This is a genomic window from Pseudomonas sp. FSL L8-0168 (assembly GCF_037976155.1).
Classification (GTDB): domain Bacteria; phylum Pseudomonadota; class Gammaproteobacteria; order Pseudomonadales; family Pseudomonadaceae; genus Aquipseudomonas; species Aquipseudomonas paracarnis.
In genome coordinates this window covers 4,930,206-4,953,887 of sequence record NZ_CP150262.1, presented here as the reverse complement: position 1 = coordinate 4,953,887, position 23,682 = coordinate 4,930,206, and the positions used below count along the sequence as shown (strand labels likewise).

23 protein-coding genes are annotated in these 23,682 nt (G+C 63.0%); 14 read left to right on the top strand and 9 right to left on the bottom strand.

All coding sequences use genetic code 11. The annotated features are described in order from the left end of the window. Positions 1–38: 38 nt before the first annotated feature. The 7 genes from MHH62_RS22840 to gshB all read right to left on the bottom strand — a co-directional run bounded on the left by MHH62_RS22840 (position 39) and on the right by gshB (position 6,091). On the bottom strand, positions 39–1,310 hold the full coding sequence (locus MHH62_RS22840) for a dihydroorotase (protein WP_014720326.1): 1,272 nt from the start codon (positions 1,308–1,310) through the stop codon (positions 39–41). Then, the gene (locus MHH62_RS22835; protein WP_014720325.1) at positions 1,307–2,311 is read right to left on the bottom strand and encodes an aspartate carbamoyltransferase catalytic subunit; all 1,005 of its coding nucleotides are present in this window, start codon (positions 2,309–2,311) and stop codon (positions 1,307–1,309) included. The genes MHH62_RS22840 and MHH62_RS22835 overlap by 4 nt, the downstream gene beginning before the upstream one ends. A 24-nt stretch (positions 2,312–2,335) precedes the next feature. Next, positions 2,336–2,842, bottom strand: coding sequence for a bifunctional pyr operon transcriptional regulator/uracil phosphoribosyltransferase PyrR (pyrR, locus tag MHH62_RS22830; protein ID WP_019817751.1), 507 nt, complete (start codon positions 2,840–2,842; stop codon positions 2,336–2,338). A gap of 132 nt (positions 2,843–2,974) precedes the next feature. Continuing rightward, a complete protein-coding gene (gene ruvX, locus MHH62_RS22825; protein WP_003195067.1) occupies positions 2,975–3,412 on the bottom strand; it encodes a Holliday junction resolvase RuvX in 438 nt (145 codons plus the stop codon). Next, positions 3,412–3,981 (bottom strand): YqgE/AlgH family protein, encoded by a 570-nt coding sequence (locus tag MHH62_RS22820; RefSeq protein ID WP_019817750.1) that lies wholly within the window; start codon positions 3,979–3,981, stop codon positions 3,412–3,414. Before MHH62_RS22820 ends, ruvX begins: the two co-directional genes overlap by 1 nt. Before the next feature lie 173 nt (positions 3,982–4,154). After that, positions 4,155–5,060, bottom strand: a complete 906-nt coding sequence (locus tag MHH62_RS22815; protein WP_014720322.1) for an energy transducer TonB — start codon at positions 5,058–5,060, stop codon at positions 4,155–4,157. A 77-nt stretch (positions 5,061–5,137) separates the two neighbouring features. Next, a complete protein-coding gene (gene gshB, locus MHH62_RS22810; protein WP_020301918.1) occupies positions 5,138–6,091 on the bottom strand; it encodes a glutathione synthase in 954 nt (317 codons plus the stop codon). A 239-nt stretch (positions 6,092–6,330) separates the two neighbouring features. On the opposite strand from gshB, the gene pilG reads away from it, so the two are divergent. From pilG to MHH62_RS22780, 6 genes are all read left to right on the top strand, one after another. Beyond that, entirely contained in the window at positions 6,331–6,738 is a 408-nt protein-coding gene (gene pilG / locus MHH62_RS22805) for a twitching motility response regulator PilG (RefSeq protein WP_014720321.1), read from the top strand. Between the two features lie 46 nt (positions 6,739–6,784). Next, on the top strand, positions 6,785–7,150 hold the full coding sequence (pilH, locus tag MHH62_RS22800; RefSeq protein ID WP_014720320.1) for a twitching motility response regulator PilH: 366 nt from the start codon (positions 6,785–6,787) through the stop codon (positions 7,148–7,150). Positions 7,151–7,161: 11 nt separating this feature from the next. Then, positions 7,162–7,686, top strand: coding sequence for a chemotaxis protein CheW (locus MHH62_RS22795; protein ID WP_020301917.1), 525 nt, complete (start codon positions 7,162–7,164; stop codon positions 7,684–7,686). Continuing rightward, complete coding sequence (locus MHH62_RS22790) at positions 7,683–9,734, top strand: methyl-accepting chemotaxis protein (protein WP_038451842.1); 2,052 nt, start codon at positions 7,683–7,685, stop codon at positions 9,732–9,734. Before MHH62_RS22795 ends, MHH62_RS22790 begins: the two co-directional genes overlap by 4 nt. Positions 9,735–9,909: 175 nt before the next feature. Continuing rightward, complete coding sequence (locus tag MHH62_RS22785) at positions 9,910–15,729, top strand: Hpt domain-containing protein (protein ID WP_339231955.1); 5,820 nt, start codon at positions 9,910–9,912, stop codon at positions 15,727–15,729. Beyond that, positions 15,722–16,177 (top strand): chemotaxis protein CheW, encoded by a 456-nt coding sequence (locus tag MHH62_RS22780; protein ID WP_003195048.1) that lies wholly within the window; start codon positions 15,722–15,724, stop codon positions 16,175–16,177. Before MHH62_RS22785 ends, MHH62_RS22780 begins: the two co-directional genes overlap by 8 nt. A 136-nt stretch (positions 16,178–16,313) precedes the next feature. Here the strand turns inward: MHH62_RS22780 and MHH62_RS22775 are convergent, their stop codons facing one another. Beyond that, a complete protein-coding gene (locus MHH62_RS22775; protein ID WP_020301914.1) occupies positions 16,314–16,601 on the bottom strand; it encodes a HigA family addiction module antitoxin in 288 nt (95 codons plus the stop codon). A gap of 14 nt (positions 16,602–16,615) precedes the next feature. Next, positions 16,616–16,894 carry a type II toxin-antitoxin system RelE/ParE family toxin gene (locus tag MHH62_RS22770; RefSeq protein WP_056783018.1) on the bottom strand — a complete coding sequence of 93 codons (279 nt, stop codon included), beginning with the start codon at positions 16,892–16,894 and terminating at the stop codon, positions 16,616–16,618. A gap of 377 nt (positions 16,895–17,271) precedes the next feature. Between MHH62_RS22770 and MHH62_RS22765 the strand changes: the two genes are divergently transcribed. The 8 genes from MHH62_RS22765 to mdcH all read left to right on the top strand — a co-directional run bounded on the left by MHH62_RS22765 (position 17,272) and on the right by mdcH (position 23,666). Next, on the top strand, positions 17,272–17,508 hold the full coding sequence (locus tag MHH62_RS22765) for a DUF6124 family protein (RefSeq protein WP_020301912.1): 237 nt from the start codon (positions 17,272–17,274) through the stop codon (positions 17,506–17,508). Positions 17,509–17,774: 266 nt separating this feature from the next. Beyond that, on the top strand, positions 17,775–19,445 hold the full coding sequence (mdcA, locus tag MHH62_RS22760) for a malonate decarboxylase subunit alpha (RefSeq protein ID WP_339231952.1): 1,671 nt from the start codon (positions 17,775–17,777) through the stop codon (positions 19,443–19,445). Next, entirely contained in the window at positions 19,446–20,279 is an 834-nt protein-coding gene (locus MHH62_RS22755; RefSeq protein WP_019817745.1) for a triphosphoribosyl-dephospho-CoA synthase, read from the top strand. Then, positions 20,279–20,578: a malonate decarboxylase subunit delta gene (locus tag MHH62_RS22750; RefSeq protein WP_014720312.1), complete on the top strand. Its 300-nt coding sequence runs from the start codon at positions 20,279–20,281 to the stop codon at positions 20,576–20,578. Before MHH62_RS22755 ends, MHH62_RS22750 begins: the two co-directional genes overlap by 1 nt. Further along, positions 20,571–21,413: a biotin-independent malonate decarboxylase subunit beta gene (locus MHH62_RS22745; RefSeq protein WP_014720311.1), complete on the top strand. Its 843-nt coding sequence runs from the start codon at positions 20,571–20,573 to the stop codon at positions 21,411–21,413. The genes MHH62_RS22750 and MHH62_RS22745 overlap by 8 nt, the downstream gene beginning before the upstream one ends. After that, on the top strand, positions 21,410–22,180 hold the full coding sequence (gene mdcE, locus MHH62_RS22740) for a biotin-independent malonate decarboxylase subunit gamma (RefSeq protein ID WP_019817744.1): 771 nt from the start codon (positions 21,410–21,412) through the stop codon (positions 22,178–22,180). Before MHH62_RS22745 ends, mdcE begins: the two co-directional genes overlap by 4 nt. Then, complete coding sequence (locus MHH62_RS22735; RefSeq protein ID WP_020301910.1) at positions 22,174–22,770, top strand: malonate decarboxylase holo-ACP synthase; 597 nt, start codon at positions 22,174–22,176, stop codon at positions 22,768–22,770. Before mdcE ends, MHH62_RS22735 begins: the two co-directional genes overlap by 7 nt. Then, the gene (mdcH, locus tag MHH62_RS22730; RefSeq protein ID WP_020301909.1) at positions 22,767–23,666 is read left to right on the top strand and encodes a malonate decarboxylase subunit epsilon; all 900 of its coding nucleotides are present in this window, start codon (positions 22,767–22,769) and stop codon (positions 23,664–23,666) included. The genes MHH62_RS22735 and mdcH overlap by 4 nt, the downstream gene beginning before the upstream one ends. The last annotated feature ends 16 nt before the right edge of the window (positions 23,667–23,682 follow it).

Genomic DNA, 23,682 nt, shown 5'->3' with positions numbered 1-23,682 from the left:
TTCCACATTGACCGTAACCACATTAGATAGGCGAGTTATCAAGCCTGGTAGCTGATCCGCCCATCCATCAAGGTGTACCGCACCGTCGCCGGCAGGCTGTGGCCGATGAACGGGCAGTTTTCGCCCTTGGACAACCAACGCTCACCAGCCACCGTCGAGCTTGCCAGGTCGAACAGCACCAGGTCCGCCGGTGAACCCACCGCCAACTGGCCCGCTGGCAAGCGCAGGGCCTCGGCCGGGCCGGCGCTCAGGCGCGACAGTAGTGTCGGCAAGTCCAGCAAGCCGTCTTCTACAAGCGTCATCGCCAGTGGCAACAACAACTCCACGCTGCTGATGCCCGGCTCGGTCGCGCCAAACGGTGCCAGCTTGGCGTCTCGCTCGTGAGGTTGGTGATGGCTGGAAATCGCCGACACCACACCCGACTTCACCGCCGCACGCAAACCGTCACGGTCTGCCTTCGTGCGCAGCGGGGGCTGTACGTGGTAAAGGCTGGAGAAGTCGATCAGCGCCTCATCCGTCAGGATCAGCTGGTACAGGGCGACATCCGCAGTTACCCGCAAGCCACGGGCCTGGGCCTGGGCGATCAGAGCCACGCCCCGGGCGCTGGTCAACTGGCTGAAATGCGCACGCACGCCGCTTTGTTCCACCAGCAACAGGTCACGGGCGAGGGCCACGGTTTCTGCGGTTTCCGGAATGCCCGGCAGGCCGAGGAAGCTCGCCACTGCGCCTTCATGGGCCAGGCCGCCTTCGGCCAGGTCGCGGTCTTGGGAATGGAAGATCACCGTCAAGTCGAACGTGGCCGCGTATTCCAGGGCGCGGCACAAGGTGCGCGTGCTGCGAAAGCTTTCCAGGCCATTGCCGAAGGCCACGCAACCGGCGTCACGCAGGGCGATCAATTCGGCGAGTTGTTCGCCATCCAGGCCCTTGCTCAAGGCGCCAATGGGAAACACTTTGCAATTGCCGGCTTCGCGGGCGCGGTCGAGGATCAGCTCGGTCACAGCAGAAGTGTCCAGTACCGGCTTGGTATTGGGCGGGCAACACAGGCTGGTCACGCCACCGGCTGCCGCGGCCTGGGTTTCGCTGGCGATGTTGCCTTTGCGACTGTAGCCCGGTTCACGCAGGGCGACATTCAAGTCCACCAGCCCAGGTGCGGCCACCAGGCCCTTGGCGTCAATGCTCTGGCCGGCGTTGAAGCCGGCGGGGGCGGCGCCGATGGCGACGATCTTGCCGGCGTCCAGGTGTAGATCGGTAACTTGGTCCAGGCCGCTGGCCGGGTCGATGACTCGGGCGCCGAGAATGCTGAGCTTCACTGGGCCTGCTCCTGCTCGAATTGACGTTGCGCGGTTTGTCCGCTCATGGCCATGGACAGCACGGCCATGCGCACGGCGATGCCGTAGGTCACTTGGTTGAGAATCACCGATTGTGGGCCGTCGGCCACCGCCGACTCAATTTCCACGCCGCGGTTGATTGGCCCCGGGTGCATCACGATGGCATCCGGCTTGGCCTTGGCCAGGCGTGCGGTGGTCAGGCCGAACAGGCGGTAGAACTCACCTTCGCTGGGCAACAAGCCCCCGGCCATGCGCTCGCGTTGCAGGCGCAGCATGATCACCACGTCCACATCCTTGAGGCCTTCGGCCATGTCGGTGTAGACCTTCACGCCATACTGTTCGATGCCGATGGGCAATAGGGTCTTGGGCGCGATCACGCGGATATCCGGGCAACCCAGGGCCTTGAGAGCCAGCATGTTCGAACGTGCCACCCGCGAATGCAGGATGTCGCCGACGATGGCTACCGAGAGGTTTTCAAAGCTGCCCTTGTGCCGACGAATGGTGAGCATGTCGAGCATGCCCTGGGTCGGGTGCGCGTGACGGCCGTCGCCGCCATTGATGATCGCCACGTTCGGGCACACATGCTCGGCGATGAAATGCGCAGCGCCGGAGTCGCCGTGGCGTACCACGAACATGTCGGCGGCCATGGCTTCCAGGTTGCGCAAGGTATCGAGCAGGGTTTCGCCCTTGCTCGCCGACGAGGTGGACACGTTCAGCGTGATCACATCGGCCGACAGCCGCTGGGCCGCCAGTTCAAAGGTGGTGCGGGTGCGGGTGGAGTTTTCGAAGAACACGTTGCAGATGGTTTTGCCGCGCAACAGCGGGACTTTCTTCACTGCCCGGCCACCGACTTCCAGGAACGAGTCGGCGGTGTCGAGGATTTCGGTGAGCAGTTCGCGGGGCAAACCGTCGAGGGACAAGAAGTGTTGCAACTGGCCCTGAGCATTGAGCTGCAGCGGGCGCTTGGCATCTAGAGGCGTCATCGCGGGGACTCTTTACAAGGCGGTTTAAAGGGCAAGGTCTTGCAGTTCGAGTTCGAGCGGCGTAGGACCGGACAATTTTACCCGCTGCTGGGGTGCAAGCGACAGGGTTGCACCCACGACGTCCGGGCTGATCGGCAGTTCGCCAGCATCCAGGTCCAGCAGGCACACCAGGGTCACGCTGGCAGGGCGGCCATAGTCGAACAATTCGTTCATGGCGGCGCGGATGGTGCGGCCGCTCATCAGCACGTCGTCGATCAATACCAGGTGCTGGCCTTCGATCTCGAAGGGCAGGGCCGATGGGCGCACTTGTGGATGCAGGCCGTTCTGGCTGAAGTCGTCGCGGTAGAAGGACACGTCCAGGGTGCCCAGAGGCGAATCGCTGCCCAGTGCTTCCAGCAATGCCTGGGCTACCCACACGCCACCGGTGCGTATGCCGATAAAACGCGGTTCGCTGATGGCACGGTGTTCCAGGTGCGCCTTGAGGCGTATCGCCATCTGGCTGATCAGTTCGGCAGGGTTCGGCAAGCTCATAGTGGCTCCTTATCAAGTGTGTAGGAGCGAGCTTGCTCGCGAAAAACTCATGGGCACCGCGTTCATCCAGCCTTCTCGCGGTATCGTTAACGTTCTTCGCGGGCAAGCCCGCTCCTACAGGATCGCGGCGGGTCAGGATTCAAATAAAGCGGTGTTTTCATCCAGCCAGCCCTGCAACAGCAAGGCCGCGGCGATAGCGTCTACCGGGTTGTCGCGGTAACTGCCCTTTTGCCCGCCACGGTCGCGGCGCTCCCCCTTGGCTTCGAAGGTGGTGAGGCGTTCGTCGTGGGTATAGAACGGCAGGTTGTAGCGGCCATTGAGGCGGCGCGCGAACTTCTCGGCGCGCAGGCACATGTCACTGGGGGTGCCATCCATGTTCAGGGGCAGGCCGACCACCACCGCGTCAGGCTTCCACTCTTTAATCAGGGCTTCGACCTGGTTCCAGTCCGGCACGCCGTTCTGGGCCTTGAGGGTGCACAATTCGCGGGCCTGGCCGGTGATGACCTGGCCAACCGCTACGCCGATCTGTTTGGTGCCGTAGTCAAAACCGAGGATCAGACGCAAGGCCATCAGGCGTGCCCCGCCTGGCTGGTCAGCAGGCTGAGGTTGACCCGCAGCTTGGCTGCTGCCGCTTCCAGGCGCAATTCGCTGGCGGTGTTGAACAAAATATCAGCGTCGAACGGGCAGGTCAGCCAGGCATTGCTGGCCAGTTCGGCCTCCAGTTGCCCGGCTTCCCAACCGGCGTAGCCCAGGGTGATCACACTCTGCTCGGGGCCGATGCCGTCGGCGATGGCGAACAGCACATCCTGGGATGTGGACAGTGACACCCCATCAAGGTCTACCGTGGCCTGGAACGTCGGCCCGGTGGGGTGCAGTACAAAACCGCGATCGGTCTGCACCGGCCCGCCGAAGTAGATCGGTACGCCCTGGCAGCGCGCTGGCGGGTCGATTTCCGGGCGCAGTTGCTCAAGGATATCGGCCAGGTTCAGCTCCTGCGGGCGGTTGACCACCAACCCCATGGCACCATTGGCCGTGTGCTCGACGATGTAGGTCAAGGTCTGCGCAAAGTTCGGGTCGGCCATATGGGGCATGGCGATCAGGAATTGGTGCTTGAGGTAAGTCGGGCTGACGTTTTTCATGTCCGCTAGTGTGGCGTTGGAGGGACGAACTGACAAGTGCGGGCGCGAGCCTGGTCGCTGATCGTTCCCATGCTTTGCGTCGGAATGCATCCCGGGGCGCTCCGCGTCCCAAGAGCAGACGCAGAGCGTCCATGGCGGCATTCCCACGCGGAGCGTGGGAACGATCTGTGCGATCAGTTGCTGGACAACCGGTCGCCCTTGGCGAACCGCCAGGTGCGGATGATTTCCAGGCGGTCCACGTCGTTCAAGTCGCCGCTGAACGGCGCAAAGGGCGCGGCCAGGCGCACGATGCGTTGCGCGGCCTGGTCCAGCAGCGGCTGGCCGGAGGACTCCAGCACCTGCACTTCATACAGCGAGCCGTCACGGTTGATCGACACCAGCAAGCGCAAGTTGCCATAAATCTGCTGGCGCCGTGCCTCGTCCGGGTAGTTGAGGTTGCCGATGCGTTCGACCTTCTTGCGCCACTCGTCCTTATACCAGGCGCCTTTGTCGCGCATGGTCGAGGCCGCGTTCAGGCGGTAGATGCGCGGGCGCTTGGCATACAGCTGTTGTTCATGGGCCAGTTCGGCTTCGAGGCTGGAAATTTCGTCGGACAGCGTCGAACTGTCGAACGTCGGCGCAGGTTTCACTGGCTCGGGCTTGGGTTCGGTCTTGGCCTTTTCGCGCTGGGTCGGGGCTTTTTGCGGCTTGGGCGCGACGGTGGCTACCGCAGCCTTGGGCGTGGCCTGCTTGACCTCGGGCTTTGGCGCCGGCGGTGGGGTGACCTTCTTGACCTGGTTGTCGTGGAAGGGCGCCACTTCGGTGGTCTTGGGCACGGCTTTCTTGTCGAGGGTGCCGCTGCCTTGCTGGTTTTCCTGGGCGAGAAAGTCAGCCTTTTCGGGCTTCTTTTCGCTCTTGAACGTAGCAAGTGTGATTTCCAGGGTCTTGGTGATCTGCTTGGGTTCCACCAGGGTGAACCCCACGCCCAGGAGCAGGGCGAGGTGAATCAGCGCAGCGAGAAACAGGGTAAAACCGAGACGATCAGCCGGGCGCACGCCGCTATGGGTGAATTCGGGGGGCAGATCGGACGGGAGTGTCATGACAAGAAAACCAACATCGCGCGTTTCACAGGTGGCGCATGATAACGCAATGTTGGTATGTGTCCGGCTGTTCTATGTCACTTGGCTTTTAGCTTGCGCTCAATGGCGGCCATCAGCATTTCGCCGATGTTCGTACCAAATGCATTGTCGATCTCGCGAATACAGGTCGGGCTGGTGACGTTGATTTCAGTGAGGTTCTCACCAATTACGTCCAGTCCGACAAACAGCAGGCCTTTTTCCCGCAGGGTCGGACCGACTTGAGCGGCGATCCAGCGGTCCTTGTCCGACAACGGCCGCGCTTCACCGCGACCACCGGCGGCCAGGTTGCCACGGGTCTCGCCGGCTGCCGGGATGCGCGCCAGGCAGTAATCCACCGGCTCGCCGTCGATCATCAGGATGCGCTTGTCACCGTCCTTGATCGCCGGCAGGTAGGCCTGGCCCATGATCTGCTGGGTGCCCAGGGCGGTCAGGGTTTCGAGGATCACCGACAGGTTCGGGTCGCCGGCGCGGTGACGGAAGATCGAGGTGCCGCCCATGCCGTCCAGCGGCTTGAGGATCACGTCGCCATGCTTGGCGGCGAATTCACGCAGTACATCGGCGCGGCGGCTGACCACGGTCGGTGGTGTGCACTGCGGGAACAGGGTGGCGAACAGCTTTTCATTGCAGTCACGCAGGCTTTGCGGCTTGTTGACGATCAACACGCCGGCCCGTTCGGCTTGCTCCAGCAGGTAGGTGGAGTACACAAATTCCATGTCGAACGGCGGATCCTTGCGCATCAGGATCACGTCGAGGTCGCTAAGGGGGCTGTCGATTTCGTCAGAAAGCTCGAACCACTTCTCGGGGTTGGCGAACACCTGCAGCGGGCGCATGCGTGCGCGGGCCTCGCCTTCACCCTGGTAAAGGTCGCGCTGCTCCATATAGAACAAGGTCCAGCCGCGGGCCTGGGCGGCCAGGAGCATGGCCAGCGAACTGTCCTTTTTATAGGAAATGCTGGCGATAGGGTCCATGACAATGCCGACGCGAACGCTCATGGGGGATTTCCTCTAGCAAATTGGGGCGCATAAAAGTGGCGTCAGAGTGGCGCTGCGGCTGTTGTGGGTCAAGGAAAAACCACTGGGTGGGTGCCTCGATAGATTGCGCTTGGAGACTGTGCTAAAAAGGCTGGCACGGCGCAGCAGCCCTTGAATTCCAAGGCTTGCGGCGTTCATCCTGTGCAACATCAGGCAGTACACACCGAAAACCGATTCGCTGTGGCGATGGTAGAGCAGATATGGAACAGCATTCCAACGCCTTGAAGGTGATGGTGATCGACGATTCGAAAACGATCCGCCGCACCGCCGAGACGCTGTTGAAGAACATGGGGTGCGAGGTCATCACGGCGATCGACGGTTTCGACGCCCTGGCTCGTATTGTCGATCATCACCCGCACATTATCTTTGTCGACATCATGATGCCGCGCCTGGATGGCTACCAGACCTGCGCCCTGGTGAAGAACAACCCGGCGTTCAAGTCGATCCCGGTGATCATGCTGTCCTCCAAGGACGGCCTGTTCGACAAGGCCAAGGGGCGCATCGTGGGTGTCGATCAATTTTTGACCAAGCCTTTCAGCAAGGAAGAACTGCTGGGGGCGATCAAGGCCTATGTGCCTGGGTTCGCCGCAGTAGAACAAGCACACTGACGCCGCCTCACGAGGGCCGGCGCCGACCAATGTAGCGGGGAAAACCATGGCACGTGTTCTGATCGTCGACGATTCGCCGACTGAAATGTACAAACTCACCGGCATGCTGGAAAAGCATGGCCACCAGGTGCTCAAGGCCGAAAACGGCGCGGACGGCGTGGCCCTGGCCCGCCAGGAAAAGCCCGACGCGGTGCTGATGGATATCGTGATGCCCGGCCTCAACGGCTTCCAGGCCACGCGCCAGTTGTCCAAGGAGCCAGAAACCAACGGTATCCCGATTATCATCATCACCACCAAGGACCAGGAAACCGACAAGATCTGGGGCGCACGCCAGGGCGCCAAGGATTACCTGACCAAGCCTGTGGATGAAGAGACCCTGATTGCCACCCTGAACAAGGTGCTGGCCGGCTAAGGCTTGCGATCATGACCGAGTCGCAAACCGCCTTTGAGCTGTTGCTGGACATCGACCGCCGCTGCCGCTTGCTGGCCGCGGACCTGCCGTCCCAGGAAACGCGCCTGCAACGCTGGAGCGGCATCGCCTTCCGCGTAGGGCCAAACGCCTACGTGGCGCCCATGGGCGAAGTCGCCGAGGTGTTGCATGAGCCGCGCTGCACCTTGATGCCGGGGGTCAAACCCTGGGTCAAGGGCGTGGCCAACCTGCGCGGGCGCTTGCTGCCGGTGATGGACCTGGGCGGTTTCCTGGGCCTTGAGTTGTCCAGGGCGCGCAAGCAACGGCGGGTGCTGGTGGTGGAGTTCAACGACCTGTTTGTCGGGCTGCTGGTAGACGAGGTGGTAGGCATGCAGCATTTCCCATTGGACGCCTGGGTGGCGAGCACCGCCTCGAGCGCCCCGTTTATCCAGGGCCAGTTCGACGGCGAGCCGCAATGGCAAGTCTTCAGCCCCTTCGCCCTGGCCCAGGCCCCTGGCTTCATGGATGTTGCCGCATGAGTACCGCTACCACGCCCAAACCTCAGGCCGCTTCGCGCAGCCGTTCGCAGATCATCGTGCTGTTTATCGCCTTGATCGTGTTCATCATGTTGCTGTTCGCCAACTTCGCGTACCTCAACACCCAGTCCACCTACGATAAACAGTACATCGGCCACGCCGGTGAGCTGCGCGTGCTGTCCCAGCGCATTGCCAAGAACGCCACCGAGGCCGCTGCCGGGAAAGCGGCGGCGTTCAAGCTGCTGGGCGATGCGCGCAACGATTTTGCCCAGCGCTGGGGTTACCTGAAAAAAGGTGACCCGCAAACTGGCTTGCCGGCGGCGCCCAGTGCGGTGCGCGCCGAAATGCGGGCGGTGCAGACCGACTGGGAGGCGCTGCTCAAAAACACCGACGCCATCCTGGCCAGCGAGCAGACCGTATTGTCGTTGCACCAGGTGGCGGCGACCCTGGCCGAAACCGTGCCGCAACTGCAGATCGAGTCGGAAAAGGTCGTGGATATCCTGCTGCAACGCGGCGCCCCGGCCAGCCAAGTTGCCTTGGCCCAACGCCAGTCGCTGCTGGCCGAACGTATCCTGGGGGCGGTCAACACGGTGCTGGCGGGGGATGAAACCGCCGTGCAGGCCGCCGATGCCTTTGGCCGCGATGCCAACCGTTTTGGCGTGGTGCTCAATGGCATGCTCAACGGCAACCCGGGCCTGCGTATCACCCAGGTCGAAGACCCGGACGCCCGTGCGCGGCTGGCGGACATCGCCGAGCTGTTCGAATTTGTCTCCGGCTCCGTGGATGAAATTCTCGAGACCTCGCCACAGTTGTTCCAGGTGCGCGCCTCGGCGAGCAATATTTTCAACCTGTCGCAAACCTTGCTCGATGAAGCCTCGCACCTGGCCACGGGTTTTGAAAACCTCGCCAGCGGGCGCAGCTTCGACACCATCGGTGGTTACGTGCTGGGCTTGCTGGCGCTGGCCTCGATCATCCTGATCGGCCTGGTCATGGTGCGCGAGACCAACCGCCAACTGCATGAAACCGCGCAGAAGAACGAGCGCAACCAGAACGCGATCATGCGCCTGCTGGATGAAATCGAAGACCTGGCCGACGGCGACCTTACCGTCACCGCCTCGGTCACCGAAGACTTCACTGGCACCATCGCAGACTCCATCAACTATTCCGTGGACCAACTGCGCGACCTGGTCGCCACCATCAACCTCACTGCCGGGCAGGTCGCCGGTGCGGTGCAGGACACCCAGGCCACCGCCATGCACCTGGCCCAGGCATCGGAGCATCAGGCCCAGCAGATTGCCGAAGCGTCCACGGCGATCAACCAGATGGCGCGGTCCATTGACCAGGTATCGGCCAACGCGGCCGAATCCTCGGCGGTAGCTGAACGTTCGGTAGAGATCGCCAACAAAGGCAACGAGGTGGTGCACAACACCATCCACGGCATGGACAACATTCGCGAGCAGATCCAGGACACCGCCAAGCGCATCAAGCGTTTGGGCGAGTCGTCCCAGGAAATTGGCGACATCATCAGCCTGATCGACGATATCGCCGACCAGACCAATATCCTCGCCCTCAATGCCGCGATCCAGGCCAGCATGGCCGGTGACGCCGGGCGCGGTTTTGCGGTGGTGGCCGATGAAGTGCAACGGTTGGCCGAACGCTCCTCGGCGGCCACCCGGCAGATCGAAACCCTGGTGCGCACCATCCAGGCCGACACCAACGAAGCGGTGATCTCCATGGAACAGACCACCACGGAAGTGGTGCGCGGCGCGCGCCTGGCCCAGGACGCCGGGGTGGCGCTGGAAGAGATCGAAGGCGTGTCCAAAACCCTGGCGGCGCTGATCCAGAGTATTTCCAACGCGGCGCAGCAACAGACCTCATCGGCGGGGCAGATTTCCCTGACCATGAACGTGATCCAGCAGATCACCACCCAGACGTCGTCGGGTTCCACCGCCACCGCCGAAAGCATTGGTAACCTGGCGAAGATGGCCAGCCAGTTGCGCAGGTCAGTATCGGGTTTCACCTTGCCGCCGCCCAAGCAGGTCGATGATTGAAATACGACCTGAAGAACACCACAGTCCAACTGTGGGAGCTGGCTTGCCTGCGATAGCGGTCTGTCAGATACAGATATAGTGCTGACCCACCGCTATCGCAGGCAAGCCAGCTCCCACATCGGATCTCCATTGTTTGTGAGATACCAGCAACTCATGAATTCTAAGCGGAGCAGTTATGGTTGATCGGCACGACTACGTGGCCCTCGAATGGGTCAAGGGCGATATTGCCGAAACCCTGAAACAGGCCCGGTCGGCGCTGGACGCGTACGTTGAAACCCTTGACGACGACGCCCTCAACCAATGCCTGGCCGGTATCCACCAGGTGCATGGCGCGCTGCAAATGGTCGAGTTCTACGGCGCGGCGCTGCTGGCCGAAGAGATCGAAGAACTGGCCCTTGCGCTCCAGGCCGGGCACGTCGGCCAGCGCGATGAAAGTATCCGCCTGCTGCAACAAGCCCTCGGCCAATTGCCGCTGTACCTCGACCGCGTGCACAGTGCCCGCCGCGACCTGCCACTGGTGGTGCTGCCGCTGCTCAACGACCTGCGCAGCGCCCGTGGTGAAAGCCTGCTATCGGAAACCAGCTTGTTCAGCCCGCAACTGCTGTCGATCGAGCCGTTGCCTGAGCAAGCCCTGGCCCAACGTGCCACGCCGGATCTGCATGAGCAGTTGCGCCAATGGCGCCACCTGCTGCAACAAGCCCTCGCCGGGTTGCTGCGTGAAGACCACGGCCCCAGCAACCTGGAAGACATGGCGCGGGTGTTCGCACGCCTTGAAGCGCTGTGCCAGGGTGCGCCGCTGCTGCCGTTGTGGCAGGTCACCTCGGCGCTGGTCGAAGGCATGCTCACCGGCGTGGTCGCCAACAGCCCGGCGCTGCGCAGCCTGCTCAAGGCCAGCGACAAGCAACTCAAGCGCCTGCTGGTTCAAGGCATCAATGGTATCAACCAGCCGGCGCCGGACGAGTTGCTCAAGAGCCTGTTGTTCTACGTCGCCAAAGTCACCCGGCCGACGCCGCGCATGCAAAGCCTGAAGGAACGCTACGGCTTGGACGAAGCCTTGCCCGACAGCGCCGTGGTCGACGCTGAACGTGCACGGCTGGCCGGGCCGGATCGCAATGCCATGGGCTCGGTGCTCGGCGCGTTGTGTGAGGAGCTGGTGCGGGTCAAGGAGCGCCTGGATCTGTTCGTGCGCAGTGATCGCCAGCACACCCAGGACCTCGACCCCTTGCTGGCGCCGCTGCGGCAGATCGCCGATACCCTTGCGGTACTGGGTTTCGGCCAGCCGCGCAAAGTGATCATCGACCAACTCGCTGTGGTGTTGAGCCTGGTCCAGGGGCAGCGCGAACCCAATGACGCGGTGTTGATGGATGTGGCCGGTGCGTTGCTGTATGTCGAAGCGACGTTGGCCGGGATGATCAGCACTGTCGAACCGCAAAGCCGTGAAGACAGCCGCTTGCCCACCACCGACCTGACCCAGATCCATCAGTTGGTGATTCGTGAGTCGTGCCAGTGCCTGCGCCAAGCCAAGGAACTGGTGATCGACTGCATTGAGGCTGATTGGGATCGTCAGCGCCTGGAGTCCTTGCCCGAGCTGCTGAGCCAGGTACGTGGTGCCCTGGCGATGATTCCCTTGCCGCGTGCGGCGAGCCTGATGCGCGGTTGCACCGACTACGTCGATGAGCAGTTGATGGTCAATGAAGCCGCCCCTTCGGCGACACAACTGGCGCATTTTGCCGAGGTGGTCAGTAGCCTGGAGTACTACCTCGAACGCATGCTTCAAGACCCTGACGCGGCAGGGGAAAAAGTGCTGGAGTTGGCCACCCAGGGCTTGAATGCATTGGGCTACCTGCCGGTGGAAAAACCCTGGCGCCAGGCCCTGGTCGCGCCCGAGGGGGCACTGTCCTCCGAGGCCGTATCAAACCAATCCCAATTCGATGCCTTGGCCAGCCCTGCATCACGTCTCAACCCTCCGGCCTTGCAGCGTCCAGGCAGCCTGTTGCCGCCGCCGGCCGGCGAGGAACCGATTGACGATGAATTGCGCGAAGTCTTCCTTGAAGAAACCGATGAAGTCCTCGACGTGTTGCATCGCTACCTGCCCGACAGCGCGGACAAAGCCGCCCAGGGCGAAATGCGCCGGGCTTTCCATACCCTCAAGGGCAGCGGCCGCATGGTGCGCGCCCTGGTGCTGGCCGAGCTGGCCTGGGCCGTGGAGAACCTGCTCAATCGCGTGCTGGAACGCAGCTTAGTCCTTGGCCCTGAGGTGCAGCAGGTGTTGGATGAGACCGTGGCCCTGCTGCCGGAGCTGATCGCCGATTTTGCCAGCGACGATCAACGCCAGCGCGATGAAGCCGACGCCTTGGCCGCCCGTGCCCATGCCCTGGCCAGTGGCGCTGCAACGTCGACCGCCGAGCCCCATGACCCAATGCTGCTGGAGATCTTCCGCAACGAAGCCCAGGGCCATCTGGACAGCCTCGGCCACTTCCTGCAACAGGCCGCCGAGCAGGTGCCGCTGCAGGTCAGCGATGAACTGCAACGCGCCTTGCACACCCTCAAGGGCAGCGCCTACATGGCTGGCGTGTTGCCCATCGCCGAGCTGGCGCGCCCGCTGGATCACCTCACCCGTGAGTACAAGGCCCACCGCCTGCCGCTGGACAAGGACGAAGTGGCGTTGTTGCTTGAGGCACAGGGGCTGTTCCAGCGCGGGGTGCGTGACCTGGACAATAATCCCCTGGCACCGATCCACGGTGCGGCCAGCGTGATCAGCCGCACCCAACACCTGCTGGAGCATCAACTTGCCGCCTTGCTCGACGCGCCCACGACCGGCCTGCGCGTCAAGCGTGACCCGCACTTGATCACCAACTTCCTGGCCCAGGGCATGGACATCCTGCTCGACGCCGAAAGCCTGCTGCGCCGCTGGCAGCAGCACCCCGGCGACCGTCAGGAGCTCACGGCATTGCTGGACGAGCTGACTACGTTGGGCGAGGGCGCTCACCTTGCCGACCTGCACCCTATCGACGCGTTGTGCGAGGCCTTGCTCGACCTGTATGGCGCGGTAGAAGAAAGCAGCCTGGCGGTCAGCGCCCGGTTCTTCCACGAGGCCGAACAGGCCCACGACGCGCTGATCAACATGCTCGACCAGTTGGCCGCCGGCCAGGAAGTCAGCCCCGCGCCCGCACGGCTGCAGGCGTTGCGCGAGTTGCTGGACGAAGCCTTGGACCCGTCCGCCACGGGCCTGATCAAAAGCGACGGCAGCCGCGCCCTGAGTATCTCCGAGTTGGGCGCGGCTACTGCGCAGTTGGATCACGCCACCGCGATGGACGACGAGATTGTCGAGATCTTTCTTGAAGAGGCCGTAGACATCCTCGACAGCGCCGGGCAGTCGCTCAAGCGCTGGTTGCTGGAACCCGAAAACGCCGCGCCCTTGTCCTCGTTGCAGCGGGACCTGCACACCCTCAAGGGCGGCGCACGCATGGCCGAAATCGACCCGGTGGGCGACTTGGCCCATGAGCTCGAATGCGTTTATGAGGGGCTGGTGGATCGCCGCTACAGTTATTCCGTGGAGCTGTCCCAGGCACTGATGGCCAGCCACGAACGCTTGGCCCAACAGTTGGACGAACTGCAACAGCAGCAACCCTTGAGTGACGGCGCCGAGCTGGTCGAAAGGTTGCGGGAGTTGCGCCAGGCCAGCAGCCCGGCAGCGCCGGCTGCGGTGGCAGCCGCCTCGGGTGCCGACCCGGAATTGCTGGATATCTTCCTCGAAGAAGCCACCGATATCCTCGACAGCTCAGGCAGCGCGTTAGTGCGCTGGCAGGGCGAGCCGGGCAATCGCCAGGAAGTGGAAACCCTGCTGCGGGACCTGCACACCCTCAAGGGCGGTGCGCGCATGGTCGAGATCGGGCCAATCGGCGATCTGGCCCATGAGCTGGAATTTCTTTACGAAGGGCTGTCCGCCGGTTTGCTCGCGCCGACCCCTGAGTTGTTCGCGCTGCTGCAAGGCTGCCATGACCGCCTGGCGCAGATGATCGACGCCGTGGCCGAGGGTCTGCCGGTGGGTTCGGTGGATAAACTCATCGAGCGCATCAAGAGCCTGGTGCACCCCAGTGATGAGCCGGTCACACCGGTGGCGCTGCCGGCTGGCAAGGCCGAAGCGGTCGCCGATCCGGCTGCCGACATGGTGAAAATCTCTGCCGACTTGCTCGATGACCTGGTCAACCTCGCCGGCGAAACCTCGATCTTCCGTGGGCGGATCGAGCAGCAAGTCAAGGATGCGCGCATTGCCTTGAGTGAGATGGAAACCACCATCGAGCGCATGCGCGACCAGCTGCGCCGGCTCGACAGCGAAACCCAGGGCCGCCTCCTGAGCCGCCAGCAAGCCGAGGCCGAACGCCTGGGCTACGAAGAATTCGATCCGCTGGAAATGGACCGCCATTCGCAGCTGCAACAGCTGGCCCGTGCGCTGTCCGAATCTGCCTCCGACCTGCTCGACCTCAAGGACACCCTTGAGCGCCGCAACCAGGATGCCCACAACCTGCTGCAGCAACAGGCGCGTATCAACACCGAGTTGCAGGAAGGCCTGATGCGCACGCGCATGGTGCCTTTCGAGCGCATGTTGCCACGCCTCAAGCGCATCGTGCGGCAAGTGGCGGGCGAGTTGGGCAAGGACGTGGAGTTTATCGTCGGCAATGCCGAAGGCGAGATGGACCGCAATGTGCTGGAGCGCATGGCGGCACCCTTGGAGCATATGCTGCGCAACGCCGTCGACCACGGCCTGGAGTCGCGCGAAGTGCGGCTGGCGGCGGGCAAACCGGAGAAGGGCCGCATCACCCTGGACCTGACCCACGAAGGCGGCGACATCGTCTTCGACATGCGCGACGACGGCGCCGGCGTGCCCCTTGAAGCGGTGCGACGCAAGGCGATCAAGCGCGGCCTGCTCGCGCCCCATCAAGAGATCAGCGACCGTGACGTGTTGCAGTTCATCCTGCAGCCGGGCTTTTCCACCGCCGAAAAAATCACCCAGATTTCCGGGCGCGGCGTGGGCATGGACGTGGTGCATGAAGAAGTGCGCCAGCTCGGCGGCTCCATGGTGATCGACTCGACGCCGGGCATGGGCGTGCATTTTCGCATTCGCCTGCCGTTTACCGTGTCGGTCAATCGTGCGCTGATGGTGCACTGCGCGGACGACCAATACGCGATTCCCCTCAACACCATCGAAGGCCTGGTGCGCGTGCTGCCCCACGAGTTGGCGGGGCACTACCAGCAAGACCCGGCGCACTATGAATATGGCGGCCAGCGCTACGAGTTGTTCTACCTCGGCGACCTGCTGCACACCGCCAGCCGCCCGAAACTGCTGGGCCAGTACCAGCCTGTGCCGGTGCTGCTGGTGCATTGCAATGAACGCCGCGTGGCGGTGCACGTGGATGCCATGGCCGGTACCCGCGAGATCGTGGTCAAGGGCTTGGGGCCGCAATTCTCCGGGGTGCAGGGCGTGACCGGCGCGACCATCCTGGGCGACGGCCATGTGGTGCTGATCATCGACCTGCTGGCGCACATCCGCGCTCGGCAACCGGCCTTGCCGGCCCAGGCAGTGGATGCGCCGCTGGTCCTCAACGACCCACTGAAAAAACGCCCGCTGCTGGTGCTGGTGGTGGACGACTCGGTCACCGTGCGCAAAGTCACCAGCCGCCTGCTGGAGCGCAACGGCATGAACGTGCTCACCGCCAAGGACGGTATCGACGCCCTCGCCATCCTGGAAGAACACACCCCGGACCTGATGCTGCTCGACATCGAAATGCCGCGCATGGACGGCTTCGAAGTGGCCATTCAGATACGCAACGACCCACGCCTGATGCGCTTGCCGATCATCATGATCACCTCACGCACCGGCCAGAAACACCGCGACCGCGCCATGGCCATTGGCGTCAACGACTACCTCGGCAAGCCGTACCAAGAGTCGGTGCTGCTGGAGAGCATCGCCTATTGGAGCAAGTCCCATGCTTGAACACCGCACCAGCCAACTCACCGGCCTGCTACTGCCCCTGGCCGACCGCCACCTGGTGTTGCCCAACGTTGCCGTCGCCGAACTGATCGACTTTCAGCGCGGCGAACCGGCCAGTGACGCGCCGCCGTGGTACCTGCGGCAGGTCACGTGGCGCGATCGACAGATTCCGCTGATCAGCTTTGAAGCGGCCTGCGGCGAAGCCAGCATGACGGGCGAACGCTCGCGCATCGTGGTGTTGAATGCACTGGGCGGGCGGCCGACCTTGAAGTTCATTGCTCTGGTGATCCAGGGTATTCCCCGCTCGTACAAGCTCGACAGCGAATTGAGCTACGTGGACGTCCCCCTGTGCCCGCTGGAACTGGCGGCGGTGCAAGTGGGCGAGCAGGTGGCGAAGGTGCCCGATTTGATGGGGCTTGAAGCGCTGCTGGTAGAGTCCGGCCTGGCCTGATCCTGAGCCCTATGAAGATCTACTGTGGGAGCTGGCTTGCCTGCGATAGCGGTGTTTCAGTCACTGCATTAAACACTGACCCACCGCCATCGCAGGCAAGCCAGCTCCCACACTGAGCTGCGCTCATCTCCAGGTCTCAATCAATCCGCGCAAACCGTTCAATCACTGGCTGCTCCCGATGCTCGGCCTGCCATAAGTCGTAGGCACTTTGCATCGACAACCATAACTGGGCAGTACTCACGCCGGCCCGTTCCAACCGAACGGCAAGATCCGGGCTGACCGGGGCGTGGCCATGCAAGATCCTTGAAAAAGTCTCACGGGCGAAACCCAGGCGTCTCGCCATCTCGGTGATGGTGATGCCCAAGGCAGGGATCACATCTTCAAGCAGGATCTCACCTGGGTGAGGTGGATTGTGCATACCCATATCGATGCCTCTACTCAGTGGTAGTCAAGATAGTCGACTAGTTCGACCTGATCGTCGAACATCCGAAAAATAATGCGCCAGTTACCACTTATGCTGACGGACCAGTAGTCAAGCAGGTCGCCCTTCAAACGATGGAAGCGCCAGCCGGGCAGGTCCAGTGCATCTGGATGCTCGGCTTTGTCCAGAATGAGCAGAACGCGGCGCAAGCGCTTTGCATGATTTGCGTTGATGCCTCTGGTTGAACCGGTCTCATAGAAGGCCCTGAGTCCCTTATGTTTCCAGCTAACGATCATGGCATGATTGTGATGTGATGCATCACACTCTGCAATGGCCTTGCATCGGGTTTAACGGTCGGATTCATGATGTCTGCCCGTGGCACGATTCGGATGGAAAAGGCTAGAGAGGCGAGTTCCGAGCAACAACCCGAAAAGCCTGTCGGAGCATTCTTTGCTGACTATCGGAAGGATGACGGTGGAGGTGGTCTTAGGATTTTTCCCGCAAGATTTTGGGCTATGCATGAACTTGTGGTGAGAGGTCCGCACGCCTAGTCTTCGTCCCGTCATCGCAAAAAACGGTGACACGGACGTGCAAGTCCGAGAAACCTGTTTAGGCGCACAAAACGCCTAGAACCAAAGGCGTTCCTTAATGAGACATTCAGGAACCGCATACCATGTCGAACTCCTCCTCATCCAACCTCTTCACCGTAAACCCGCACCAAGACACCGAAACCCTGCTGGTCAACGCCAGCGAAACCCTGTCCTCCCTCAACGCACTCACCTGCAACCTAGCCTTCGACCTGGACACTTCCCAGCGCGCCATCATGCTGGGGATTCAGCAAATGGCCGAGCTGGGTCAGTTGCTGGTCGATAGAGCACTGGAGCAAATCAGCCCGTCGCCAGCAACTTGAAACGGTCCCAAAAAGGGACTGATCGTTCCCTCTTTGGGACCGCTATCTAACCAACACCACCGACCCATGTGGGAGCTGGCTTGCCTGCGATAGCGGCCTGTCAGTCAACATCTCAGTAGCTGACCTACAGCTATCGCAGGCAAGCCAGCTCCCACAGTTTGATCTTCGTTACTCCAGGCGTAACGGTTCGTCCTCCAGCTTGATTGATGCCTTTGCGCTTCACTCCTAAGGTTAGCCCCACGACAGCAACCCCCCGTGGAGCGACCATGACAACAACCATCACCCCCGACTCGCGCTGGACGCGGCGGCGCGACGAGAAGCAGCGGCGGCTCGGGCTACTCAAACAGTATGCAGACGGGGCGGTGTTGCCCAGTGACAAGATCGTCGAGGCCCTTGAAGCCCTGATCCTCCCCGGCGACCGCGTGGTGCTGGAGGGCAACAACCAGAAGCAGGCCGACTTCCTTTCGCGCTCCCTGGCCAAGGCCGACCCGGCCAAGCTCCACGATTTGCACATGATCATGCCCAGTGTCGGGCGTTCCGAGCACTTGGACCTGTTTGAAAAGGGCATCGCTCGCAAGCTCGATTTCTCCTTCGCCGGCACCCAATCCCTGCGCATCAGCCAGTTGCTGGAAGACGGCCTGCTGGAAATCGGCGCGATCCACACCTACATCGAACTTTACGCCCGGCTGGTGGTGGACCTGATCCCCAACGTGGTGCTTTCTGCCGGCTTCATGGCTGACCGCGCCGGCAATATCTACACCGGCGCCAGCACCGAAGACACCCCGGCGCTGATCGAACCCGCTGCCTTCAGCGATGGCATCGTCATCGTGCAGGTCAACCAGTTGGTGGACGACGTTACCGACTTGCCTCGCGTCGACATTCCCGCCAGTTGGGTGGATTTCGTGGTGGTGGCCGACAAGCCGTTCTACATCGAGCCGCTGTTCACCCGCGACCCGCGCCATATCAAGCCGGTGCATGTGTTGATGGCGATGATGGCGATCCGTGGCATCTACGAAAAACACAATGTGCAGTCGCTCAACCATGGCATCGGCTTCAACACTGCTGCCATCGAATTGATCCTGCCCACCTACGGCGAATCCCTGGGTCTGAAAGGCAAGATCTGCCGCAACTGGACACTCAACCCGCACCCCACATTGATCCCGGCGATTGAAAGCGGTTGGGTGGAGAGTGTGCATTGCTTCGGCACCGAACTGGGCATGGAAAACTACATTGCCGCACGCCCGGATGTGTTCTTCACCGGCCGCGATGGCTCCATGCGCTCCAACCGCATGTTCTGCCAACTCGCCGGCCAATACGCCGTGGACCTGTTTATCGGCGCCACCCTGCAAGTCGATGGCGACGGGCATTCCAGCACCGTGACCCGTGGCCGCCTCGCCGGTTTCGGTGGCGCGCCGAACATGGGCCACGACCCACGGGGCCGCCGTCATGGCACACCGGCCTGGCTGGATATGCGCCACGACGATGCGCCTGAGGCCTTGCTTGAACGCGGCAAAAAACTCGTGGTGCAAATGGTCGAGACCTTCCAGGAAGGCGGCAAACCGACCTTTGTCGACACCTTGGACGCAGTGGAAGTGGCCCGCAAAAGCGGCATGCCCCTGGCGCCCATCATGATCTACGGCGACGACGTCACCCACTTGCTCACCGAAGAAGGCATCGCCTACCTGTACAAGGCGCGCTCCCTGGAAGAACGCCAGGCAATGATCGCCGCCGTCGCCGGGGTGACCGCCATCGGTATGCGCCACAACCCCAAGGACACTGCGCGTATGCGCCGCGAAGGCTTGATTGCCTTGCCCGAAGACTTGGGTATTCGCCGCACCGACGCCACCCGCGAGTTGTTGGCCGCCAAGAGCGTGGCCGACCTGGTGGACTGGTCTGGTGGCCTCTACAACCCGCCCGCCAAATTCAGGAGCTGGTAAATGCGCGCGCTCAAACAGCATGAACTGAGCCTGGCCGATCGCCTGGCGGATATGGCCGTGGATGCGCTGATCGACGAAGCGGATTTGTCGCCCAAACCCGCTCTGGTAGACCGGCGCGGCAACGGCGCCCACAGCGATTTGCACCTGGGGCTGATGCACGCCTCGGCGCTGTCGCTGTGGCCGATGTTCAAGGAAATGGCCGAGGCCGCGCTCGACATCGGAGAAGTCGGCCTGCCCCTGCGCGAGGCGCTCGGGCGTATTGGCCGGGAAGGCGAGCAGGCCATGCTCGCCACCACCCAGGGCGTGAACACCCATCGCGGTGCGATCTGGGCGCTGGGGTTGCTCGCCGCTGCGGCGGCCTTGGAACCGCGTGCCATAACCCTGACCGCCGCCAAGCTGGCCCTGCTCAACGACCGCTTCGCCCCGCAGCCCATGAGCCATGGGGCCCAGGTTGCGCAGCGCTACGGCGCACGCGGTGCCCGTGAAGAAGCCCAGCTCGGCTTCCCTTCGGTGATTCAACGCGGCCTGCCGCAACTGCACAAGAGCCGCCGCGAAAACGCCGGTGAGCAGAACGCCCGCCTGGATGCTTTGCTGGCGATCATGACGGACCTGGCAGACACCTGCGTGCTCTACCGCGCCGGTACCGAAGGCCTGGCCACCATGCAACAGGGCGCCCAGGCCGTGCTCGACGCCGGTGGCAGCGCAACCCTGGCCGGACGCCGCCAACTGCATGAGCTGGACCTGCAACTGCTGGCCTTGAATGCCTCCCCCGGTGGCGCCGCCGACCTGTTGGCCGCCTGCCTGTTTATCGACCGCCTCGACGGAGCGTTGTGATGGAAACCTTGTCCTTTGAATTCCCCGCCGGGCAGCCCCCCAAAGGCCGTGCGCTGGTGGGTTGCGTCGGCTCGGGCGACCTGGAAGTGCTGCTGGAGCCGGGCACGCCCGGCACCTTGACCATCCAGGTGCAAACCTCGGTCAATGGCGCGCAGCAACGCTGGCAGCACCTGTTCGAACGCATCTTCCAGGAGCAGACGCCGCCGGCCCTGAACATTGATATCCACGACTTCGGTGCCACGCCCGGTGTGGTGCGCTTGCGCCTGGAGCAAGGTTTCGAGGAGATCGGCCATGACTGACTTACTCGCTAAACACAGCTTTGTCGAACTTGGCGCCCGGCAGCGTGCCAAGGCGCTGTTGGATGCGGGCACGTTCCGCGAGTTGATTGACCCGTTCCAGCGGGTCATGTCGCCGTGGCTCAGCCGCCAAGGCGTGGTGTCCCAGGCCGATGACGGTGTGGTGATCGCCAAGGGCAGCATCGGCGCCAAGCCTGTAGTGATTGCCGCGATCGAAGGCAATTTCCAGGGCGGCAGCCTGGGTGAAGTTGGCGGCGCAAAAATCGCGGGCGCCTTGGAGCTGGCCGCCGAAGACAACCGCAACGGCATCCCCACCTGCGCCGTGTTGCTGTTGGAAACCGGTGGGGTGCGCTTGCAGGAAGCCAACCTGGGCCTGGCCGCCATTGCCGACATTCACGCGGCGATTGTCGACCTGCGCCAGTACCAGCCAGTGATCGGTGTGGTGGCCGGCAGTGTCGGTTGCTTTGGGGGCATGTCCATTGCGGCTGGCTTGTGCAGCTACCTGGTGGTCACTCGCGAAGCACGCCTGGGCTTGAATGGCCCCCAGGTGATTGAGCAGGAGGCTGGCCTGGAGGAATACGACTCCCGTGACCGCCCCTTTATCTGGAGCCTTACCGGTGGCGAGCAACGCTTCAACAGCGGCTTGGCCGACCGTTATGTGGCGGACGATGTGGCGCAGATCCAGCAGACCGTCAGCACACTGTTGCAGCAAGGTGTACCCGCACAACCGCGTAGCCGGCGCGCTGATTTTTACCTGGCACGCCTGGCCGAACTGGACGCGAGCGCGCAAATCGAGCCGGCCACTGTTCGCGCGCTGTATGAGGGAGAACGCTCATGAGAGGCTTGCAGTGGTTCAACGCGTTGAGCGCCAACGCAACGCCGGTCGAAGGTTTGCCGGGCTCATTGAAAGTGGCGGATGGAGTCTTGGGTGAACAGGCGGTGCGCTATATCGCCGTGGTTCCCGACCCGCACAACCGCTTCCCCCGCGCCCGCAATGGCGAAGTCGGCCTGCTGGAAGGCTGGGGCTTGGCCAAGGTGGTGGACGAAGCCATCGCCCGGGGTGACAAGCGTCCTATCATCGCTATCGTCGACGTACCCAGCCAAGCCTATGGCCGCCGCGAAGAAGCCCTGGGCATTCATCAGGCCCTGGCCGCCGCGGCTGACAGCTACGCACGCGCTCGGCTTGCCGGCCACCCGGTGATCGCCCTGCTGGTGGGCAAGGCCATGTCGGGCGCGTTCCTCGCCCACGGCTACCAGGCCAATCGCCTGATTGCCCTGCGCGACCCCGGCGTGATGGTGCATGCCATGGGCAAAGCCTCGGCCGCCCGGGTGACCTTGCGCAGCGTCGAAGAATTGGAAACCCTGGCCGCCAGCGTGCCGCCGATGGCCTATGACATCGACAGCTATGCCAGCCTGGGATTGCTGTGGGAGACGTTGTCAGTCACCCAGATTGAACAACCCACGGCGGATGACGTGGCGCGGGTCAGCGATTGCCTGGTGCAGGCGGTCAAGGATATCGGCAGTACCGACTTGAGTTCACGCCTCGGCGCCACCAACCGAGCCGCCTCCAGCCATGTGCGCCAGCTGTTGCGGGAGCAATGGTGAACGCCCACGATTTGCTCTGGGGCATGACCCTGGCGCATCTGCCTGCCGATGCCCCGGTCTGGGTGCGGGACGCGATCCGTGCCGGGCATCCGGTGGTGGTGCGGCGTGCCATCGCCGAGCCGGGCCATGTGGCGGTCGGTGTGCGTGGGCGTTTGCGTGAGCAGCGTTTTGCCGCCCGGATGCCTGTGGCGGCGGTGCATCGGCGGGTGGTGCCGCAAGCCTTGCGCGAGGTGCTCTCACCACGGGATTTACCGGCGCTGCGGGCCCTCGATCAACTGCGGCCGGTGCTGGCGCAGCAAGACTGGGGCGTCAGCGGCAGTGCCGGGTTTGAATTGGCCAGTGGCATTGAAGCGCTGCATGCCAACAGTGACCTGGATTTGATTCTGTGCACGCCCAATCCTTTAGGTCGTAGCGAGGCGCAAGCGTTGTTGGCGATCCTGGACACCGCGCCCTGCGCCGTCGACCTGCAACTGCAAACCCCGTTCGGCGCCGTCGCCTTGCGCGAATGGGCCGGGCCCTCACGCCGTGTACTGCTCAAGACCGTCAGCGGTGCGCACCTTGTGCTCGACCCTTGGCAGACCGTGGCATGAGCAGCCTTCTGGTGTTTCCGGGGCAGGGCGCCCAACGCAGCGGCATGCTCCAGGGGCTGCCGGCCGACATTCTGCAAGAGGCCAGTGATGCCCTGGGTGAAGAAGTTCGTCTGCTCGACTCGGCGCAGGCGCTGGAATCGACGCGGGCTGTGCAACTGTGCCTGTTGATCGCCGGCGTGGCCCATGCCCGGCAATTGGCGTGCACGCCGGATTACGTGGCGGGCCTGTCCATCGGCGCCTACCCGGCTGCGGTGATCGCCGGCTCCCTGGGTTTTGCTGATGCGATAAAACTGGTCAGCCTGCGGGGCGGACTGATGCAGCAGGCTTATCCACAGGGCTATGGCATGACGGCGCTGATCGGCCCTGATCTCTCCAGTGTCGAAGCGCTGCTGGCGGATATCCACAACGCGCAAACGCCGGTGTACCTGGCCAATATCAATGCCGATAACCAGACCGTCATCGCCGGCAGCAACGAGGGGATGAAGCGGGTTGCCGAGCGCATCAAAGGCAACGGCATCGCCAAGCGCCTGGCGGTCAGCGTGCCGTCTCACTGCCCGTTGCTGGAGCAACCCGCCCAGGCACTGTTCCAAGCCTTCGTCCCACTCAAGGCGCCGCGCATCACTTACCTGAGCAGCACCCGCGCGCGACCTATCCACAACCCCGAACAACTGCGTGACGACCTGGCCTTCAATATGTGCCGCGTTGTCGATTGGCGCGGCACGGTGCAGAGCGCCTACGAGCGCGGTGTGCGACTGCAAATCGAACTGCCTCCGGGCGCGGTGCTCACCGGTCTGTCACGCCGTGTTTTTGAACAAGGCACGGTGATCGCCTGCGAAGGCGCCCGCCTGGACACCTTGCAGGCCCTGCTGCAAGAGGAGGAGCGCCGCCACCGATAACGCAGTACCCAAGGCT

Coding starts and splice junctions, on each gene's coding strand:
- mdcA (WP_339231952.1), top strand. CDS start 17,775: ATGACAACAACCATCACCCCCGACTCGCGCTGGACGCGGCGGCGCGAC.
- pyrR (WP_019817751.1), bottom strand. CDS start 2,842: ATGAGCTTGCCGAACCCTGCCGAACTGATCAGCCAGATGGCGATACGC.
- pilH (WP_014720320.1), top strand. CDS start 6,785: ATGGCACGTGTTCTGATCGTCGACGATTCGCCGACTGAAATGTACAAA.
- MHH62_RS22745 (WP_014720311.1), top strand. CDS start 20,571: ATGACTGACTTACTCGCTAAACACAGCTTTGTCGAACTTGGCGCCCGG.
- MHH62_RS22815 (WP_014720322.1), bottom strand. CDS start 5,060: ATGACACTCCCGTCCGATCTGCCCCCCGAATTCACCCATAGCGGCGTG.
- MHH62_RS22765 (WP_020301912.1), top strand. CDS start 17,272: ATGTCGAACTCCTCCTCATCCAACCTCTTCACCGTAAACCCGCACCAA.
- MHH62_RS22735 (WP_020301910.1), top strand. CDS start 22,174: ATGGTGAACGCCCACGATTTGCTCTGGGGCATGACCCTGGCGCATCTG.
- MHH62_RS22780 (WP_003195048.1), top strand. CDS start 15,722: ATGCTTGAACACCGCACCAGCCAACTCACCGGCCTGCTACTGCCCCTG.
- MHH62_RS22785 (WP_339231955.1), top strand. CDS start 9,910: ATGGTTGATCGGCACGACTACGTGGCCCTCGAATGGGTCAAGGGCGAT.
- MHH62_RS22775 (WP_020301914.1), bottom strand. CDS start 16,601: ATGGGTATGCACAATCCACCTCACCCAGGTGAGATCCTGCTTGAAGAT.
- pilG (WP_014720321.1), top strand. CDS start 6,331: ATGGAACAGCATTCCAACGCCTTGAAGGTGATGGTGATCGACGATTCG.
- MHH62_RS22795 (WP_020301917.1), top strand. CDS start 7,162: ATGACCGAGTCGCAAACCGCCTTTGAGCTGTTGCTGGACATCGACCGC.
- ruvX (WP_003195067.1), bottom strand. CDS start 3,412: ATGGCCTTGCGTCTGATCCTCGGTTTTGACTACGGCACCAAACAGATC.
- MHH62_RS22820 (WP_019817750.1), bottom strand. CDS start 3,981: ATGAAAAACGTCAGCCCGACTTACCTCAAGCACCAATTCCTGATCGCC.
- MHH62_RS22790 (WP_038451842.1), top strand. CDS start 7,683: ATGAGTACCGCTACCACGCCCAAACCTCAGGCCGCTTCGCGCAGCCGT.
- MHH62_RS22755 (WP_019817745.1), top strand. CDS start 19,446: ATGCGCGCGCTCAAACAGCATGAACTGAGCCTGGCCGATCGCCTGGCG.
- MHH62_RS22770 (WP_056783018.1), bottom strand. CDS start 16,894: ATGATCGTTAGCTGGAAACATAAGGGACTCAGGGCCTTCTATGAGACC.
- mdcE (WP_019817744.1), top strand. CDS start 21,410: ATGAGAGGCTTGCAGTGGTTCAACGCGTTGAGCGCCAACGCAACGCCG.
- MHH62_RS22750 (WP_014720312.1), top strand. CDS start 20,279: ATGGAAACCTTGTCCTTTGAATTCCCCGCCGGGCAGCCCCCCAAAGGC.
- mdcH (WP_020301909.1), top strand. CDS start 22,767: ATGAGCAGCCTTCTGGTGTTTCCGGGGCAGGGCGCCCAACGCAGCGGC.
- MHH62_RS22835 (WP_014720325.1), bottom strand. CDS start 2,311: ATGACGCCTCTAGATGCCAAGCGCCCGCTGCAGCTCAATGCTCAGGGC.
- gshB (WP_020301918.1), bottom strand. CDS start 6,091: ATGAGCGTTCGCGTCGGCATTGTCATGGACCCTATCGCCAGCATTTCC.